This window comes from Microbacterium galbinum (assembly GCF_023101185.1).
GTDB lineage: Bacteria > Actinomycetota > Actinomycetes > Actinomycetales > Microbacteriaceae > Microbacterium > Microbacterium galbinum.
The window spans coordinates 3,131,464-3,148,725 of sequence record NZ_CP078077.1; the positions used below are offsets into that span (position 1 = coordinate 3,131,464).

Below are 17,262 nucleotides of genomic sequence, written 5' to 3' on the forward strand. Positions count from 1 at the left end.
CATCCGAGTAACTGAGAGCACCAGTGTGGCGATGCCCGGTTTCGGGAAGGCGCGAGGAGTGTTTCGCTCCGGTTACACCCGGCGTCGGTGTGTAACCATCGCGTTACGCGCGGCTGGAATGCGTCAGTGCATTCAGCCGGGAGATGGCGCGCAGGTACTTCTTGCGGTACCCGCCGCCGAGCATCTCCTCGGCGAAGACCTGGTCCAGCGATACTCCGGTCGCGGCGATAGGGATCTGCGCGTCGTAGAGGCGATCGACGAAGGCGACGAACCGCAGCGCCTCGGACTGATCGGTGAGCACGCGCACATCGCGCAGCCCGACGAGTCGGAGGCCGTCGATCAGGCGGATGTACCGAGAGGGGTGCACGCGCGCCAGGTGCGCGACGGCCTCGTCGAATGCGTCGTCGGAGACCAGCCCGGACTCGGATGCCGTGGCGACCGCCGAGGCGTAGTCCTCATCGGAGAGCACGATCGAGTGCCCGTCGATCGCCCGCTGACGGAAGTCGACTCCGTCGATCCGCATCGTCTGGAAGCTGTCCGACATCTGATGGATCTCGCGGAGGAAATCCTGCGCGGCGAAGCGGCCCTCGCCCAGAGCATTGGGAGGGGTGTTCGATGTGGCCGCGAGCTTCGTACCCGAGGTGACGAGCTCGCCCAGCAGACGCGTCATGACCATCGTGTCGCCCGGGTCGTCGAGCTCGAATTCGTCGATGCAGAGGAGGTCGGCTCCGCGCAGCAGGTCCACCGTGTTCTTGTATCCGAGGGCCCCGACCAGGGCGGTGTACTCGATGAAGGATCCGAAGTACTTCCGTCGGGCGGGCATGGCGTGATAGATCGACGCGAGGAGGTGCGTCTTCCCGACGCCGAAACCGCCGTCGAGGTAAACGCCGGGCTTGACCGCCGCCTCCTTCTTCGGTCGGCTGAAGAACGACGCCTTCTTGACCGGCGCACCGCGCCCGGCGAAACGCAGGAGCGTCTCCTTCGCCTCCTCCTGGGAGGGGTACGACTCATCCGCGCGGTAGCTGTCGAACGTCGCGCCGTCGAACTGCGGCGGCGGAACGAGGCTCGCGAGCATCTCGGGACCGGTGACGGTCGGCTGGCGGTCGCTGAGGCGCACGACGCCCGTGGTGCTCTGCGTGTCGGTCATTCGTTTCCTGTGTCGAAGTCTTACGAATCCGGCGCCTGCGGCACCGCGGGGAACTATCGTCGAAGCGACGGAACAACACTACGCCGTCGCCGCCCGCCCCCTTCACTCGCACACCCCCGAGGAGCATCCCGTGACCATCGAGTTCGACACGTCGTCCGCAAAGTTCGCCGAGTACTCCGAGCCCGGCCGGCTCGTCACCACGGAGTGGCTCGCCGCTCACCTGGGAGAGCCGGGGCTGGTCGTGGTGGAGTCCGACGAGGACGTGCTCCTGTACGAGACCGGACACATCCCGGGCGCGGTGAAGGTCGATTGGCACACCGAACTCAACGACCCGGTCGTGCGCGACTACGTCGACGGCGAAGGCTTCGCCGAGCTGCTGAGCCGCAAGGGCATCGCCCGTGACGACACGGTGGTCATCTACGGCGACAAGAACAACTGGTGGGCGGCATACGCACTGTGGGTGTTCTCGCTGTTCGGTCACGAGGACGTCCGTCTGCTCGACGGCGGCCGCGACCGCTGGATCTCCGAGGGCCGCGAGATCACGCGCGAGGCGACGAACCGCCCCGCGGTCGAGTACCCGATCGTCGAGCGCGACGACACGCTCCTTCGCGCCTACAAGGAGGACGTGCTCGCCCACATCGGCAAGCCGCTCATCGACGTGCGCTCGCCCGAGGAGTACAGCGGAGAGCGCACGACCGCCCCCGCCTACCCCGAGGAGGGCACTCTGCGCGCCGGCCACATCCCCACCGCGCAGAGCGTGCCGTGGGCGAAGGCGGTCGCGGAGGACGGCGGGTTCAAGTCCCGCGCCGAACTCGACGCCATCTACCGCGACGGCGCCGGTCTCGCCGATGGCGACGAGGTCGTCGCGTACTGCCGCATCGGTGAGCGGTCCAGCCACACGTGGTTCGTCCTCAAGCACCTCCTCGGCTTCGAGAACGTGCGCAACTACGACGGCTCGTGGACCGAGTGGGGCAGCGCGGTGCGCGTTCCGATCGTGACCGGCTCGGAGCCCGGAGCGCTCTGAGCGTGTGACAATGACAGGGATGAGCGAAACGCACGTTCCTGAGACCCTCGCCGAGATCCGAGACGCCTTCCTCGACACGCCCGAGAGCGACCGCCTGCTGCTCCTTCTGGAGTTCGCGGACGAGCTCCCCGCGGTGTCCGAGGAGGTCGCGAACCATCCGGAGATGTGCGAGCGTGTCGCCGAGTGCCAGTCCCCCGTGTACATCTACGTCGAGATCGTCGATGGCCGCGTCGTCATGCACGCCACCGCACCGCCGGAGGCGCCGACGACTCGGGGGTTCGCGAGCATCCTCGTGCAGGGCATCACGGGGCTCACGCCCGACGAGGTGCTGGCGATCCCCGAGGACTACCCGCAGGCGATCGGTCTGACCAAGGCCGTCTCGCCCCTGCGCATCGGCGGAATGACGGGAATGCTCATGCGAGCGAAGAAGCAGGTCAGGCAGAAGCGCTGAATCCCTGCGCCGCGAGCCAGTCGCGGACCGCTGCGGTCCACCCGGTCTCGTCGTAGTTCCAGATCTTGGTGTGGCGCGCCCCCGAGAAGACCGGCATCGTGACGAGGTCCGGGCGCGCGTCCCGCAGGGCATGCGAGGCGTCCGCGGGTACGAAGCCGTCGTCGTCGCTATGCAGGATGAGCGTGGGGGCGGCGAGCTCCTCGGCGCGCGCGACCATGTCGAGGCGGTCGAACGCTATCGCGTCCTCCGCCCCGCTCAGTCGCGCGGTCACCGGAAGGGACAGCGCCCCCATCGCCAGTGCCGGAAGCGGTGCGCGGAGCCCCGCCTCTCGTGCCTGATAACGCAGTACGGTGCGCCAGTCGACCACCGGCGACTCGAGGATGAGCCCGGCGATGCGGTCGCGGTTGCCGGAGTTCACGGCCGTCTGCAGCGAGACGGCACCGCCCATCGACCAGCCCATCAGGATCACCCGCTCGGCTCCGTGCCGGAGGGCGTAGGCGATCGCGGCATCCACGTCACGCCATTCCGCGGCTCCGAGTGCATACGCTCCGCCGCGGCTTCGCGGGGCCTCGCCGTCGTTGCGATACGAGACCACGAGGTTCGGCAGCCCTGCGGCGTGGAGGACGGGCACCGCACGCAAGCACTCGGCCCTGGTCGTTCCACGTCCGTGCACCTGAATGACCCAGGTGCTCGACGCCGCGGGGAAGAACCACGCGGGGCAGGGTCCGGCGGGCGAACCGATGAGGACGTTGCTCCAGGGCAGATGCAGCTCCGATGGGGCGGAGTAGTACCAGCCGCTGAAACCGGCGTCGCGATCGACGCGCGCACCCGGCTCGATCTGGGTGAGGAGCTTGCGCCGCACGGTCGTGCTGTCGGCGCTGAGCACCGCACCCAGCTTGACGTATCCGTACGTTCCCGTCGTGTAGAGCCCGTAACGCCCGGGAAGCTCGGTGTCGAGCGTGCGAGCGAGCTCGATGGTCTGCGCTCCCGTGTCGACCGCGAGGATCTTCGTGTTGGGTCCGCTCCGGGTCGGCATCACGACCCGGCGGGCGATGCTCAGCACGAGCAGCGCGGACGCCGCTCCGAGTGCGAGCAGGACAGGGAGAAGGAGTGCAACGGCGTGCCTGAGACTCTTCATCGCTTCCTGACTCTAGCCTGTTGCCGTGACCGCACCCCCCGATGCCGGGACCCTCTTCGAGAACGCCGCCGCAGAACTGCGCGAGACGGCGTTCCGTGACGACATCACCGTGCACGAGATTCCGACCCCGACCGGCCTCGCGCCCTTCGCTCTGGCGCTCGCCGCCGATGTCCGCCCCGACGACGACGGCGACTCCGTGTACGGAACGGGTCGTTTCGTGCTGCTGCACGATCCGGACGAACCGGCGGGCTGGGGAGGATCGTGGCGGATCGTCATCTTCGCGCAGGCACCGCTCGAGACGGAGATCGGCACGGATCCGCTGCTCGCCGACGTCACCTGGTCGTGGCTCGTCGATGCCCTCGACTCCCGGGAGGCCCGGTACGGCGCAGCGTCGGGCACCTCCACCAAGACGCTGTCGAAGGGATTCGGGGGCCTCGCCCTCGAAGGCGACGGCGCACAGATAGAATTGCGGGCGTCCTGGACTCCGCAGGGCCCGTTCCGTCCGCACGTCGAGGCATGGGCCGAACTGGTCGGAATGCTGGCGGGTCTTCCGCCCGGTTCCGAGGGCATCGCCGTTCTCGGCGCGCGAAAGGCTGTACGTGACTGAATACTCCGTGATCTCGGATGCCGAGGAGTTCCGCGCCGCCTGCGCCGTGCTCGCGAACGGCACCGGACCGGTCGCCGTCGATGTCGAGCGCGCCTCCGGCTTCCGCTACTCCCAGCGCGCCTACCTCGTGCAGGTCTTCCGCCGGGACGCCGGCGTGTTCCTCTTCGACCCGCCCGCCATCGGCGACCTCACTCCGCTGAACGCGGCGATCGGCGACGTCGAATGGGTCTTCCACGCCGCGAGTCAGGATCTCCCCTCGCTGCGCGAGCTCGACCTCGACCCGCACACGATCTTCGACACCGAGCTCGCCTCGCGCCTGCTCGGGCACGAGCGCGTGGGTCTCGCCGCCGTCGTCGAGCACACGCTCGGCATCACGCTGAAGAAGGAGCACTCGGCCGCGGACTGGTCGACGCGTCCCCTGCCGGATTCCTGGCTCGAATACGCGGCCCTCGACGTGCTGCACCTGATCGACGTGCGCGATGCGCTCGCCCTCGAACTCGAGGAGCAGGAGAAGACGGCATTCGCCGCCGAGGAGTTCGCGGCGACCCTGAGTCGCGCACCCAAGCCGCCCCGCGAAGACCCCTGGCGCCGTCTGAGCGGACTGCACCAGGTGCGCGGTGCCCGCAATCTCGCCGTGGCGCGCTCCCTCTGGCAGGCACGCGAAGCATATGCGCAGGCCCAGGACGTCTCCCCCGGACGCCTCATCCCCGACCGTTCGCTGGTGGCGGCGGTCATGGCGAATCCGCAGAGCAAGCAGGCGCTCGCCGGCATCAAGGAGTTCCAGGGGCGCGCGAGCCGCACGCAGCTCGACCGCTGGTGGCAGGCCATCGTCGACGGACGGGCGACCGAGGAGCTGCCGCGCGAACGGGTTCCGAGCGACGCTCTGCCGCCCCCGCGCGCCTGGGCGGATCGCAACCCCGAGGCTGATGCACGCCTGAAAGCCGCGCGCCCCGTGGTCGAGGCGATCGCCGAGGAACTGCACATGCCGACGGAGAACCTGTTGACGCCCGAGTACCTCCGACGCGTCGCGTGGGCGCCCGCGGGAGACACCCCGGAAGCCATCGGCGGCGCACTGACGGCACTGGGCGCGCGCACCTGGCAGGTTGAACAAACCGCACAGAAGATCGCCGCCGCTTTTGTAGAAGCAGCGCAACAGCCCGACGAGGCTCCCGCCACGGCTTCGTAGGTTCGATCCAACCGATTCCTCCCCGTTTCGGGGCCTCCCTAGACTGAGGCCACCGCACAAACTTGGAGGCAGAGTGGCCGAGATCTCGGACGTCTTCTTCGTCGATGGAGTGCGCACCCCCTTCGGGCGCGCCGGCGAAAAGGGCATGTACTGGAACACCCGCGCAGACGACCTCGCCGTAAAGGCGACCATCGGTCTCATGGAGCGGAATCAGGCCGTCCCGGCCGACCGCATCGACGACGTCGCGATCGCCGCGACCTCGCAGACCGGGGATCAGGGACTCACGCTCGGTCGATCCGTGGCGATCCTCGCCGGACTCCCCCAGACCGTTCCCGGCCTCGCGGTCGAGCGGATGTGCGCGGGAGCGATGACGAGCGTGACGACCATGGGCGCCTCGATCGGGGTGGGCATGTACGACCTGGCCCTCGCCGGTGGCGTGGAGCACATGGGTCATCACCCGATCGGCGGCAACGCCGACCCGAACCCGCGATTCGTCGCCGAGAAGATGGTCGACCCCGGAGCGCTCAACATGGGCGTCACCGCCGAGCGCATCTTCGATCGTTTCCCGCACCTCACCAAGGAGCGCTCCGACCGGTTCGGCATGCTCAGCCAGCACAAGGTGCAGGCCGCCTACGACGCGGGCAAGATCCAGCCCGACCTCGTCTCGGTGGCGATCAAGGATGCCGAGGGCGCCTGGGGACTCGCGACCGAGGACGAGGGGCGCCGCCCCCAGACCACGATGGAGGACCTGGCCGCTCTGAAGACGCCGTTCCGCCCGCACGGTCGCGTCACCGCCGGCACCTCCTCACCCCTCACCGACGGCGCGACGATGTCGCTGCTCGCCGGCGGCGGCGCGGTCAAGGAACTGGGTCTCGCCCCGAAGATGCGCATGGTCTCGTTCGCGTTCGCGGGCGTCCAGCCCGAGATCATGGGTATCGGTCCGATCCCGTCGACCGAGAAGGCGCTGAAGAAGGCCGGCCTGTCGATCTCCGACATCGGGCTCTTCGAGCTCAACGAGGCGTTCGCCATCCAGGTCATCTCGCTGCTCGATCACTTCGGCATCGCGGACGACGACCCCCGCGTCAACCAGTGGGGCGGGGCCATCGCGCTCGGCCACCCGCTCGCAGCCTCCGGTGTGCGCCTGATGATCCAGCTCGCGGCCCAGTTCGCCGAGCGCCCCGACGTCCGCTACGGCCTGACCGCGATGTGCGTCGGCCTCGGACAGGGCGGTTCGGTCATCTGGGAGAACCCGCACTACGACGGCAAGAAGCGGAAGTGATGGCAGGCATGGCGAACACGGTTTCCGAACAGTACGCGAACGTCGACTTCGCACCGATCCGGGCGCTCACCGACGGCGAGGTGATCACGCAGTCGCCCGTCCGCGACATCCGCCTCGCGTCGGGAAAGGTGCTCGCGCTCATCACGCTCGACAACGGTCGCGACCACACCCGCCCGAACACCCTCGGGCCCGCGACGCTCACGCAGCTCGGCGAGACCCTCGACGCGCTCACCGCGCGAGCGGCCGCCGGAGAGATCCAGGCGGTCGGTATCACGGGCAAGCAGTACATCCTCGCCGCGGGCGCGGATCTCTCCGACATCGGCAAGGTCGGATCGCGCGACAACGCCCGGCTCATCGCGCAGCTCGGCCACAAGGTGCTGGGCAAGTTCGGCGAGCTCGGCGTGCCCTCGTTCGCCTTCGTGAACGGTCTCGCACTGGGAGGCGGACTCGAGATCGCGTTGAACTCGACCTACCGCACGGTCGACTCCTCTGCCGCGGCGGTCGCGCTGCCCGAGGTCTTCCTCGGCATCATCCCCGGCTGGGGTGGCGCCTACCTGCTGCCGAACCTGATCGGCATCGAGAACGCGCTCGAGGTGGTCATCTCGAACCCGCTCAAGCAGAATCGGATGCTCAAGCCGCAGCAGGCGTTCGATCTCGGCATCTTCGACGCGATCTTCCCCGCGGCGAACTACCTCGAGAACTCACTGGCCTGGGCCGACGCGGTCCTCGACGGCAAGAAAGTCGAGCGGAAGAACGAGCCCGGCAAGCTCGAGCGGCTCACCAAGTGGCCGATCGCGATCAAGATGGCGCGCGGCATGCTCGAGTCCAAGATCGGCACCGTGCCGAAGTCGCCCTATGCGGCGCTCGACCTGCTCGACAAGGCCAAGAGCGGCACCAAGGCCGAGGGGTTCGTCCGTGAGGACGAGGCCCTCGCCGATCTCGTCACGGGTGACCAGTTCGCGGCATCCATGTACGCGTTCGACCTCGTTCAGAAGCGTGCGAAGCGCCCCGTCGGGGCGCCGGACAAGGCCCTCGCCAAGAAGGTCACCAAGGTCGGCATCATCGGGGCCGGCCTCATGGCCAGCCAGTTCGCCCTGCTGTTCGTGCGCAAACTGCAGGTGCCGGTGCTCATCACCGACCTGGACCAGGCGCGCGTCGACAAGGGCGTGGCGTACATCCACGAGGAGATCGGCAAGCTCGAGGCCAAGGGCCGCCTGGACGCGGACTCCGCGAACAAGCTGCGCGCGCTGGTCACCGGCACCACCGACAAGAGCCTCTACACGGACTGCGATTTCGTGATCGAGGCCGTGTTCGAAGAGGTCGGCGTCAAGCAGCAGGTGTTCGGCGAGATCGAGAAGATCATCGCCGAGGACGCGATCCTGGCGACGAACACCTCGTCGCTGTCGGTCGCGGAGATCGGCGCAAAGCTGGAGCACCCGGAGCGTCTCGTCGGCTTCCACTTCTTCAACCCGGTCGCGGTCATGCCGCTGATCGAGATCGTGAAGACGCCGAGCACGTCGGATGCCGCGCTGTCGACGGCCTTCGTGGTCGCTCGCAATCTCGGCAAGAACGCGGTGCTCACCGCCGACGCTCCCGGATTCGTCGTGAACCGCCTGCTGGCGAAGGTCATGGGGGAAGCGGCCCGCGCCGTGTACGAGGGCACCCCGATCGTCGACGTCGAGAAGGCGTTCGGTCCGCTCGGCCTGCCGATGGGTCCGTTCCAGTTGATCGACCTCGTCGGCTGGAAGGTCGCCGCGCACGTCCAGGACACGATGGCGACCGCGTTCCCCGAGCGTTTCTACGCGAACGAGAACTTCCACGCTCTCGCAGAACTGGACGCGATCGTCGAGAAGGACAAGGGCGGCCGGGTCACCGGGTGGACGAAGCAGGCCGAGAAGCTGCTGAAGCCCGCCGTCGGTTCCACGCCGGCATCGGCCGCGACGATCCTGCAGCGCGTGCAGGACGGCCTGGCCGACGAGATCAAGCGGATGCTCGACGAGGGCGTCGTCCCGGAGGTGGAGGACATCGATCTCTGCCTGATCCTCGGCGCGGGCTGGCCGTTCATCGACGGCGGCGCCTCGCCGTACCTCGACCGGGAGGGCGCGTCGGATCGTGCCTTCGGAGGATCGTTCCACACCCCGCAGATCCGGGGCGTCGAGAACCGCTGATCACGCGCAGCGGAGGGGGTCGTGCAGCGCGCACGGCCCCCTCCGTCGTTCTCCACGCGCTCGGCTGACGGTCGGTCGTTCCGACCCCGCCCCGTATCCGTCCGGCGGCGGTCGGGCGAACACGCACCGAACAGCGCATGAACAGCGCGCCTTCACGCCCGTTCACAGCACTCCGATCGCGGACGAGGGGGCACAGTGGTGTGCATGGACATGCTCCTCTCGATGCTGGGTGGCAAGGGACTCTCGGGTCTGCTCAAGACCGGGACCGCGATCCTCACGATCCTGCTGGTCGTTCCGGCGCTCCTGAAGATCTTCATCGTGACGGTGGACGAGGGCTGGGCAGCGATCCGCACCCGCAACGGCAAGCCGATCATCCGGAACCGCCCGCAGCGGCGTCCGAGCAGTCGCGGCGGCGCTGTCGGCGAAGTGGTCGTGCTCCATCCCGGATCGCACGGCGCGTTCCCGCTGTTCTACTGGTACAGGCTCGTCGACGTGCGTTGCCGCGCGACCGACCTGCCCGCCCGCGAGATGACGGGAGCGAAGGGGCACCAACATCGCGTCCACGCGTCGTTCGAGTGGAGACCGATCCCCACCGGCCGCGATCTCCGGGTGTTCGAGCTCGACGTCGTGAACGTGAAGGAGCGCGCGTCGAACATCGTCGGCGCAGCCTTGCGTGACGTGATCCGCGGCTTCGACGGTGCGGAGCTCCCGCACAACGACGAGATCAACACCCGAGTCATCGCCGCGAGTGCTGACGAGGTACGGCGAGCCTGCGGCGTCGAGCTCGTGCGCGTCATGGTCACCGGCGATGCGCTCACCGACGGCTACCTGCTGTCGACGGCGCTCCGCGACACCGATCGCGACGCGCAGGCGGTCGCCGCGCTCCACGCGCTCAACTGATCAGCGCGGGTGTCAGCGCTTCTCGTGCAGCGGGAGGTCGATCGTGCCGGTCTCCCCGGCGCTCCGTGCGACGGGGATACGTGTTCCCAGCACTTGCGCGACGACGTCCTGCGCGATCTTCGACGCGGTGAGACCGGCGTCCGCCAGGATCTGCTCCCGTGACGCGTGGTCGAGGAACTCGTCGGGCAGACCGAGCTCGTCGACCGCCGTATCGATTCCTGCCTCGCGCAGCACCTGACGCACGCGCGTGCCGATCCCGCCGACGCGGATGCCGTCCTCCATCGTGATGACGAGACGATGACGTGCTGCCAGAGCGACGATCGACGGCTGCACCGGGATCGCCCAGCGCGGATCGATCACCGTCGCTCCGATCCCCTGGGCGCGCAACCGCTCCGCCACGTCCATTGCCATCGCCGCGAACGGGCCGATCGCCACGATCAGCACGTCTTCGCTCTCGCCTCGCGCGAGCACGTCCACGCCGTCGTGGAGGCGGTCGAGCGCGGGCAGTTCGGCGGCGACCTCGCCCTTCGGGAAGCGGATGACCGTGGGCGCGTCGTCGACCAGGACGGCCTCCTCCAGCGCCTCCGTGAGCCGGACGCCGTCGCGCGGAGCCGCGATACGGATGTGGGGCACGATCTGCAGCATCGCCAGATCCCACATGCCGTGATGGCTGGGCCCGTCGGGACCGGTCACCCCGGCACGGTCGAGCACGAACGTCACGCCTGCGCGGTGCAGCGCGACATCCATGAGCACCTGGTCGAACGCACGCCCCATGAATGTCGCGTACACCGCGACCACGGGGTGGAGTCCCCCGTATGCGAGGCCCGCCGCTGACGCGACGGCGTGCTGCTCGGCGATACCGACGTCGTACACGCGCTCGGGGAATCGCTCGGCGAACGGCGCCAGACCGGTGGGGCGGAGCATCGCGGCCGTGATCCCGATGACGTCCTCGCGGCGCGAGCCGATGTCGACGAGCGCATCGGAGAAGACATCCGTCCATCCGCGACCGCCCGACGAGAGCGTCTCGCCGGTCGCGGGGTCGATCTTGCCGACGGCGTGGAACTGGTCGGCGTCGTCGTCGCGCGCCGGCTGATAGCCGCGCCCCTTCTCGGTGATCGCATGAACGATCACCGGAGCGCCGTAGGACTTCGCGAGCTCGAGGGTCTCGAGGAGAGCGGGGAGGTCGTGCCCATCGACGGGCCCGAGGTACTTGATGTCGAGGTTCGAGTACAGGGCCTCGTTGTTCGTGAAGCGCGAGAGGAAGCCGTGCGTTCCGCCGCGGACTCCGCGGAACACGGCGCGCCCCACGGGACCGAAGGCGCGGAAGAGCCGATCGGACTTGTGGTGCAGGTCCTTGTACGCGGCGGCGGTGCGCACGCGGTTGAGGAAGCGCGACATGCCGCCGATGGTCGGGGCGTAGGAGCGCCCGTTGTCGTTGACGACGATCACGAGGTTGCGGTCGTTGTCGTCGGAGATGTTGTTGAGCGCTTCCCAGGTCATGCCCCCCGTGAGCGACCCGTCGCCGACGACCGCCACCACATGGCGGTCGGCGCGTCCGGTGGCCGTGAGGGCGCGGGAGACGCCGTCCGCCCAGCTCAGCGAACTGGACGCGTGCGAGGACTCCACGACGTCGTGCGGGCTCTCTCCGCGTTGCGGATAGCCGGCGAGACCGCCGCGCACGCGGAGACCCGAGAAGTCCTGGCGCCCGGTGAGCAGCTTGTGCACGTACGACTGGTGTCCGGTGTCGAAGATGAACGGATCGTCCGGCGAGGAGAACGTGCGGTGCAGCGCGATCGTCAGCTCGACGACGCCGAGGTTCGGACCGAGATGCCCGCCCGTGCGGGAGACGTTCTCGACGAGGAAATCGCGGATCTCCTGCGCCAGATCGGCCAACTGCTCGGCGCTCAGACCGTCGAGGTCCCTGGGTCCTGAGATGCTCGGAAGAATGGGCATCGGCACCTCCTCACCTGCTGTGTCGTCGGTCGCGGACTCGGTATCCGGGGCCTCATCGATGGTACCGCCAACCCCGGAGAATCCCCCGGGAGGCGCACCCCCTGGCATGACGAAGGGGACCCGGCTACGATGCGCCGGGTCCCCTGTCGGAGTTCTCAGACGAGCGAACGCAGAACGTACTGCAGGATGCCGCCGTTGCGGTAGTAGTCCGCCTCACCGGGGGTGTCGATGCGCACGACCGCGTCGAACTCGACGGCCTGCTTGCCCTCGGGCGAGTGCTCGCTCGGCGTGGCCGTGACGCGCACCGTCTTGGGGGTCACGCCGTTGTTGAGCTCTTCCAGGCCCTCGATCGAGACGATCTCGGTACCGTCGAGGCCCAGCGACTCCCAGCTCTCACCGGCGGGGAACTGCAGCGGGACGACGCCCATGCCGATCAGGTTCGAGCGGTGGATGCGCTCGAAGCTCTCGGTGATGACCGCCTTGACGCCCAGCAGGCTGGTGCCCTTCGCCGCCCAGTCGCGCGACGAGCCGGAACCGTACTCCTTGCCACCGAAGATGACGAGCGGGGTGCCCTGCTCCTGGTAGTTCATGCTCGCGTCGTAGATGTACGACTGCGGGCCGCCCGGCTGCGTGAAGTCGCGGGTGAAGCCACCCTCGACCACGGCACCGTCGTTGACCGCCGACACCATGAGGTTCTTCAGGCGGATGTTCGCGAACGTACCGCGGATCATCACCTCGTGGTTTCCGCGGCGCGAGCCGAAGGAGTTGAAGTCCTTGCGGTCGACGCCGTGCTCGGTCAGGTACTGCGCGGCCGGCGTGCCCGGCTTGATGTTTCCGGCGGGCGAGATGTGGTCGGTGGTGACCGAGTCGCCGAGGGTCGCCATGACACGAGCACCCTGGATGTCCTTCACCGGGGTGAGCTCCATCGTCATGCCCTCGAAGTACGGCGCCTTGCGCACGTAGGTCGAGTCCTCGTCCCACTGGAAGATCGCGTCTTCGGGAGTGGGCAGGCTGCGCCAGCGCTCGTCACCGTCGAACACGGTCGCGTACTGCTTGATGAACTGCTCGCGCGAGATCGACGAGTCGACGATCTCCTGCACCTCGTCGGGGGACGGCCAGATGTCCTTGAGGAAGACGTCGTTGCCGTCACTGCCCTTGCCCAGGGAGTCGTTCTCGAAGTCGAAGTGCATCGAGCCGGCCAGCGCGTAGGCGATCACGAGCGGCGGGCTCGCGAGGTAGTTCATCTTCACGTCGGGGCTGATGCGACCTTCGAAGTTGCGGTTGCCCGAGAGCACCGCGGTGACGGCCAGGTCGTGCGAGTTGATGGCCTCGGAGACCTCCTCGATCAGCGGACCGGAGTTTCCGATGCAGATCGTGCAGCCGTAGCCGACGGTGTAGAAGCCGAGACCCTCGAGGTCCTTGTCGAGACCGGACTTCTCGTAGTAGTCGGTGACGACCTTCGAACCGGGGCCGAGCGTGGTCTTGACCCACGGCTTCTGCTTGAGACCCTTCTCGAGCGCCTTGCGTGCGACGAGACCGGCGGCGATCATGACCGACGGGTTCGACGTGTTGGTGCACGAGGTGATGGCCGCGAGCGTGACGGCGCCGTTGTCGAGGATGTACTTCTCGCCGTCGGGGGTCGTCACCGGAACCGGCTTGGAGGCGTTCGCCGGTGCTCCGCTGTTGATGTGGACCGGACGCGTGGTCGGCTCCTCGTCGCCGGGGGCCTGACCGGGGTCGGACGCCGGGAACGAGTGCTTGGACTCGAGGTCGACGATCGAGTCGGAGGTCGACGGGGTCGCGTATCCGAGGATGTCCTGCTCGAACTGCGACTTGGCCTCCGACAGGAGGATGCGGTCCTGCGGGCGCTTCGGGCCGGCGATCGACGGGACCACGGTCGCGAGGTCGAGCTCGAGGTACTCGCTGAACACGGGCTCCTGCGAGGGGTCGTGCCACAGCTTCTGCGTCTTGGCGTACGCCTCGACGAGCGCGACAGCCTCTTCGCTGCGGCCCGTGAGGCGCAGGTAGTCGAGCGTGACGTCGTCGATCGGGAAGATCGCGGCGGTCGACCCGAACTCGGGGCTCATGTTGCCGATCGTGGCGCGGTTGGCGAGCGGCACGGAGGCCACGCCCTCGCCGTAGAACTCGACGAACTTGCCGACGACGCCGTGCTTGCGCAGCTGGTCGGTGATCGTGAGGACGACGTCGGTCGCCGTGACGCCGGCGGGGATCTCACCGCTGAGCTTGAAGCCGACGACGCGCGGGATGAGCATCGACACGGGCTGACCGAGCATCGCGGCCTCGGCCTCGATACCGCCGACGCCCCAGCCGAGCACGCCGAGACCGTTGACCATCGTGGTGTGCGAGTCGGTGCCGACGCACGTGTCGGGGTACGCGCGCAGCACACCGCCCACCTCGCGGTCGTAGATGACCTTCGCCAGGTGCTCGATGTTCACCTGGTGCACGATGCCCGTTCCGGGCGGCACGACCTTGAAATCGCTGAAGGCCGTCTGGCCCCAGCGGAGGAACTGGTAGCGCTCGCCGTTGCGCTCGTACTCGATCTCGACGTTGCGCTCGAGGGCGTTCTCGGAGCCGAACAGGTCGGCGATCACCGAGTGGTCGATGACCATCTCGGCCGGCGAGAGCGGGTTGATCTTGTTCGCGTCGCCGCCCAGGGCCGTGACGGCCTCGCGCATCGTGGCGAGGTCGACGATGCAGGGCACACCGGTGAAGTCCTGCATCACGACGCGCGCCGGCGTGAACTGGATCTCGGTGTTCGGCTCGGCCGCGGCATCCCACGATCCGAGCGCCTCGATCTGCGCCTTCGTGACGTTCGCGCCGTCCTCGGTGCGAAGGAGGTTCTCCAGCAGCACCTTGAGGCTGAAGGGGAGCTTGTCGAAACCGGGCACCGTGTCGATGCGGAAGATCTCGTAGTCGGTGCTGCCGACCGTCAGGGTGCTCTGGGCACCGAAGCTGTTCACCGTGGACACGATTCCGTCTCCTTCTGATCTGATGGAAGCGACAGGCGATTCCATCTTGCTCGCCTGGGAGGGGCCGGGGCTAGCAAGGCGGACCTAACCAGTCTGCGCCTTAGACCCTCCAGGCAGAAGCCCTGCAATTTATCTTGATGTCAAGATAAATCTATCACGCCTCGGACGTGGTCTCCGCCGCCTGCGCCGCTCGCTTCTCCGGCGGGTACAGCGCGCGCACGACGAGCCACGTCACGGCGACCATCGGCGCGAACAGCGGCAGCCCCATGATCAGCTTGAGCGTGCCCAGCGCCGTCACCTCGCCCGCGAGGTACAGCGGGAGCTGCACGGCGAGGCGCGCGAAGAAGAGGGCCGACCAGGCCACGCCGAGCCAGAGGAACGCGCGACGCTTGCGACGATCCTGACGCCAGGCCATGCCCTCCCCCATGAGGAAGCCCGCGGCGATGCCGATGAGCGACCAGCCGATGAGTGCGGTGACGAGCAGGACCGTGCCGTACGCGGCGTTCGTGATCAGCCCGGGCACGAAGTTGTCCTGTCCGCGCCCGGTGATCAGCGCCAGCGCGGCGGCCGCACCCGCGGCCACCAGCCCGCCGATCGCCGCGGACGGCGGCGACTTCTGCACGAGACGGACGATCGTGAACACGGCGGCGAGCCCCACCGACACCCCGAGGGCGAGGATGAGCGGCTCGGGGCGGATCGTGAACAGAACGACGAACGCCAGACTGGGCAGGACGGACTCGAGGATCCCGCGCCATCCGCCGATCGCCGACCAGACGACCGTGTGCGTGTTCGCACCCTCGGCGGGGTCGACACCGGCGCGGCGCGCCGCTCCGCTGAGCGCCGCGCCGAGGATCTCCGAGGCCGACTGCTCGCGGTCGCCCTGCGGGGCCGCCCCGCTCACGCCGATCCCGGCGTGGCCGGCATCTTCAGCGGAATGAGGTCGCGAGGCGGCATGGGCGAGCCGCCGCGCACGACGACGATCGAACGGAAGAGATCCTCGACCTTCGCGGCGGCGTCGGGGTCGGATGCCGCGGCACCGCCGATCACGCCGCGCAGGAACCACCGCGGACCGTCGATGCCGATGAAGCGCGCGAGGCGGAGTCCGCTGCCCTCGTTCGCGGCGGCGGGCACCTCCGCCAGCAGCTCCTTGCCGAGAGAGCCTTCGCGCTCTTCGACGCGGCCGCCCTGGGCCTTGACCTGGTCGCGGAGCTGGACTCGGGTCTCGTCCCACAGTCCGCCGGAGCGAGGCGCCGCGAAGGGCTGCACCTGCAGCGAGGAATCCGCGTAGTCGAGACCGACGGCGACGATGCGCTTGGACTGCTCCTCGACCTCGAGGCGGAGGTTGAGGCCCTCGCGCGGCAGGATCTTGATGCCGCCGAGGTCGATGTAGGGCCGGACCGGATTCGCCTCGGAGTCGTCGAACGGACCGTCGACGGCACGGTTCAGCGGTGCGGACTCCTGGGGAGTGGGGGTGTTGTCAGTCATTGCTCTTCCCTGCCTGATATCCGGTGGATCCGAATCCGCCCTCGCCGCGAACGCTCTCGGGCAGTTCGTCGACCGGGTGGAATACGGCACGCGTCACCGGCATGATGATCAGCTGCGCGATACGATCGCCGACCGCCACATCGTACGCGCTGCGGGTGTCGGTGTTGATCAGACTCACCTTGATCTCACCCCGGTAGCCCGCGTCGACGGTTCCCGGCGAGTTCACGATCGAGATGCCGTGCTTCGCCGCGAGTCCGCTGCGCGGCACGACGAAGGCGGCGTAGCCGTCCGGCAGCGCGATGCGCACACCCGTGGCCACCAGCGCGCGCTCGCCCGGCTCGAGGTGCACGGCCTCCGCGGCCGTCAGGTCCGCGCCGGCATCGCCGGGATGCGCATAGACCGGCGGCTGAGCGGCGATAATGGGGACATCAACGGAATCGGTCACCCCATGAGGCTAATGCAGAACCCCACCACCGACGCACGATCGCGCTACCGCGAGCGGCTCTCGCCGAGCCTGTGGCTCCTGGTCACGGTCGCGCTCGCCGGCCCCATGGTGGCGCTCATCTTCGTCCCGGTCGGCGCGACGATCGCGCTCGTCGCCGGAGCAGTCGTCTCGGCGCTCCTCGTGGCGCTCTTCATCGTCATCACCCCGGTCGTCTCGGTCGAGGACGGGGTGCTCCGCGCCGGCCGTGCACATATCGACGTCGCCCATCTGGGTGCTCCGCTCGCGCTCACGGGCAACGATGCGAAGGACGCCCGAGGAACGGGCCTGCCCGCTCGCGGATGGCACCTGATCCGCGGCGGCATCGACGGCATCGTGGTCGTCCCGAACGACGATCCCGCCGACCCGGTGACCGCCTGGACGGTCTCCACCCGCACTCCCGACCGCCTCGCCGCGGCCATCCGCACCGCGCAGCGCTGAGCGCGCCGCCCG

15 protein-coding genes are annotated in these 17,262 nt (G+C 68.5%); 8 read left to right on the forward strand and 7 right to left on the reverse strand.

The features are described 5' to 3' along the window. Window positions 1-103: 103 nt before the first annotated feature. Window positions 104-1,147, reverse strand: a complete 1,044-nt coding sequence (gene zapE / locus KV396_RS15140) for a cell division protein ZapE (RefSeq protein WP_247956238.1) — start codon at window positions 1,145-1,147, stop codon at window positions 104-106. Window positions 1,148-1,277: 130 nt separating this feature from the next. Between zapE and KV396_RS15145 the strand changes: the two genes are divergently transcribed. Both KV396_RS15145 and KV396_RS15150 read left to right on the forward strand, forming a co-directional pair. Continuing rightward, a complete protein-coding gene (locus tag KV396_RS15145; RefSeq protein ID WP_247622384.1) occupies window positions 1,278-2,171 on the forward strand; it encodes a sulfurtransferase in 894 nt (297 codons plus the stop codon). Window positions 2,172-2,190: 19 nt separating this feature from the next. Next, window positions 2,191-2,622: a SufE family protein gene (locus KV396_RS15150; protein WP_247622383.1), complete on the forward strand. Its 432-nt coding sequence runs from the start codon at window positions 2,191-2,193 to the stop codon at window positions 2,620-2,622. Here KV396_RS15150 and KV396_RS15155 read toward each other — a convergent pair. Then, window positions 2,606-3,760 (reverse strand): alpha/beta hydrolase family protein, encoded by a 1,155-nt coding sequence (locus KV396_RS15155; RefSeq protein WP_247956239.1) that lies wholly within the window; start codon window positions 3,758-3,760, stop codon window positions 2,606-2,608. The genes KV396_RS15150 and KV396_RS15155 overlap by 17 nt on opposite strands. Window positions 3,761-3,785: 25 nt before the next feature. Between KV396_RS15155 and KV396_RS15160 the strand changes: the two genes are divergently transcribed. The 5 genes from KV396_RS15160 (at window position 3,786) to KV396_RS15180 (ending at window position 9,900) form a co-directional block, all read left to right on the forward strand. Beyond that, window positions 3,786-4,367 (forward strand): DUF3000 family protein, encoded by a 582-nt coding sequence (locus tag KV396_RS15160; RefSeq protein ID WP_247956240.1) that lies wholly within the window; start codon window positions 3,786-3,788, stop codon window positions 4,365-4,367. Next, entirely contained in the window at window positions 4,360-5,553 is a 1,194-nt protein-coding gene (locus KV396_RS15165; RefSeq protein ID WP_247622380.1) for a ribonuclease D, read from the forward strand. Before KV396_RS15160 ends, KV396_RS15165 begins: the two co-directional genes overlap by 8 nt. 73 nt (window positions 5,554-5,626) lie before the next feature. Further along, window positions 5,627-6,832: a thiolase family protein gene (locus KV396_RS15170; RefSeq protein ID WP_247622379.1), complete on the forward strand. Its 1,206-nt coding sequence runs from the start codon at window positions 5,627-5,629 to the stop codon at window positions 6,830-6,832. Continuing rightward, window positions 6,832-9,000, forward strand: coding sequence for a 3-hydroxyacyl-CoA dehydrogenase NAD-binding domain-containing protein (locus KV396_RS15175; RefSeq protein WP_407665542.1), 2,169 nt, complete (start codon window positions 6,832-6,834; stop codon window positions 8,998-9,000). Before KV396_RS15170 ends, KV396_RS15175 begins: the two co-directional genes overlap by 1 nt. A 204-nt stretch (window positions 9,001-9,204) precedes the next feature. After that, the gene (locus KV396_RS15180; RefSeq protein ID WP_247622378.1) at window positions 9,205-9,900 is read left to right on the forward strand and encodes an SPFH domain-containing protein; all 696 of its coding nucleotides are present in this window, start codon (window positions 9,205-9,207) and stop codon (window positions 9,898-9,900) included. Window positions 9,901-9,912: 12 nt separating this feature from the next. Here the strand turns inward: KV396_RS15180 and dxs are convergent, their stop codons facing one another. From dxs to dut, 5 genes are all read right to left on the reverse strand, one after another. Further along, window positions 9,913-11,853 carry a 1-deoxy-D-xylulose-5-phosphate synthase gene (dxs, locus tag KV396_RS15185; RefSeq protein WP_247622377.1) on the reverse strand — a complete coding sequence of 647 codons (1,941 nt, stop codon included), beginning with the start codon at window positions 11,851-11,853 and terminating at the stop codon, window positions 9,913-9,915. 155 nt (window positions 11,854-12,008) lie between these two features. Then, window positions 12,009-14,843, reverse strand: a complete 2,835-nt coding sequence (locus KV396_RS15190; RefSeq protein WP_282185355.1) for an aconitate hydratase — start codon at window positions 14,841-14,843, stop codon at window positions 12,009-12,011. 154 nt (window positions 14,844-14,997) lie between these two features. After that, the gene (locus KV396_RS15195; protein WP_247956241.1) at window positions 14,998-15,744 is read right to left on the reverse strand and encodes a DUF3159 domain-containing protein; all 747 of its coding nucleotides are present in this window, start codon (window positions 15,742-15,744) and stop codon (window positions 14,998-15,000) included. Continuing rightward, the gene (locus tag KV396_RS15200; protein WP_247622374.1) at window positions 15,741-16,328 is read right to left on the reverse strand and encodes a DUF3710 domain-containing protein; all 588 of its coding nucleotides are present in this window, start codon (window positions 16,326-16,328) and stop codon (window positions 15,741-15,743) included. Before KV396_RS15200 ends, KV396_RS15195 begins: the two co-directional genes overlap by 4 nt. Continuing rightward, complete coding sequence (gene dut / locus KV396_RS15205; protein ID WP_247956242.1) at window positions 16,321-16,773, reverse strand: dUTP diphosphatase; 453 nt, start codon at window positions 16,771-16,773, stop codon at window positions 16,321-16,323. Before dut ends, KV396_RS15200 begins: the two co-directional genes overlap by 8 nt. Before the next feature lie 12 nt (window positions 16,774-16,785). On the opposite strand from dut, the gene KV396_RS15210 reads away from it, so the two are divergent. Then, entirely contained in the window at window positions 16,786-17,250 is a 465-nt protein-coding gene (locus tag KV396_RS15210; protein WP_247956243.1) for a DUF3093 domain-containing protein, read from the forward strand. Window positions 17,251-17,262 lie beyond the last annotated feature (12 nt).

What these genes read in the sequence shown, in the direction of transcription:
- dxs (WP_247622377.1), bottom strand. Translation starts at nt 11,853, where the DNA reads ATGCCCATTCTTCCGAGCATCTCAGGACCCAGGGACCTCGACGGTCTG.
- KV396_RS15175 (WP_407665542.1), top strand. Translation starts at nt 6,832, where the DNA reads ATGGCAGGCATGGCGAACACGGTTTCCGAACAGTACGCGAACGTCGAC.
- KV396_RS15180 (WP_247622378.1), top strand. Translation starts at nt 9,205, where the DNA reads ATGGACATGCTCCTCTCGATGCTGGGTGGCAAGGGACTCTCGGGTCTG.
- KV396_RS15150 (WP_247622383.1), top strand. Translation starts at nt 2,191, where the DNA reads ATGAGCGAAACGCACGTTCCTGAGACCCTCGCCGAGATCCGAGACGCC.
- KV396_RS15200 (WP_247622374.1), bottom strand. Translation starts at nt 16,328, where the DNA reads ATGACTGACAACACCCCCACTCCCCAGGAGTCCGCACCGCTGAACCGT.
- KV396_RS15210 (WP_247956243.1), top strand. Translation starts at nt 16,786, where the DNA reads ATGCAGAACCCCACCACCGACGCACGATCGCGCTACCGCGAGCGGCTC.
- KV396_RS15155 (WP_247956239.1), bottom strand. Translation starts at nt 3,760, where the DNA reads ATGAAGAGTCTCAGGCACGCCGTTGCACTCCTTCTCCCTGTCCTGCTC.
- zapE (WP_247956238.1), bottom strand. Translation starts at nt 1,147, where the DNA reads ATGACCGACACGCAGAGCACCACGGGCGTCGTGCGCCTCAGCGACCGC.